Annotated in this window: 1 pseudogene; it reads left to right on the plus strand. The window is 75.3% G+C overall.

What is annotated here, in order from left to right:
• Nucleotides 1–510 (plus strand): annotated as a pseudogene (locus GPJ59_RS36900) (hypothetical protein); the annotation flags it as partial.

Below are 510 nucleotides of genomic sequence, written 5' to 3' on the forward strand. Positions count from 1 at the left end.
CTCCGAGACCGCGATAACCAAGCTCACGCGCAACCGCGTCTACGGATACAAGATCAACCTGAGAATCGCCTTCTACGGCATCGGCTGGACCGGCGTCACCCAAACAGCGCCCGGCGGCACCTCGACCGTCCCGACGCAGAGCACGCTCTCCCCGGGCAACGAGAACTCCAAGGTCATCAAGAGCAGCCGCACGACCACCGGCACGACCACCGGCACCGCCACCGCCACCGACACCGGCCCCGGTCCCCACCCGGCCCTCGCTACGGACGCCCCGCTCGCCCGGCGCCTCGCGGGCACTGCCCACGCCGCCCTGGCCGCCCGGGGGTCCCTGCGCCGCGGGGTGGCCCGGGGTGCAGAGGGAGGCCGTCAGGCGGAGGATGGGTACGGCGGGGCCCGCCGGGACGGCGTCCTGGGCGGGGGCCAGGGTGGGGTGGTGCGGGGCGGCGATGGCGCAGGCGTAGCCCTCTGCCGCCGGCGCCTGACGCCGCAGCCCCGCGGGGCAGACGGTGG

Origin of the sequence: Streptomyces bambusae, assembly GCF_019400985.1 — a bacterium.
Classification (GTDB): Bacteria; Actinomycetota; Actinomycetes; order Streptomycetales; family Streptomycetaceae; genus Streptomyces; species Streptomyces bambusae_A.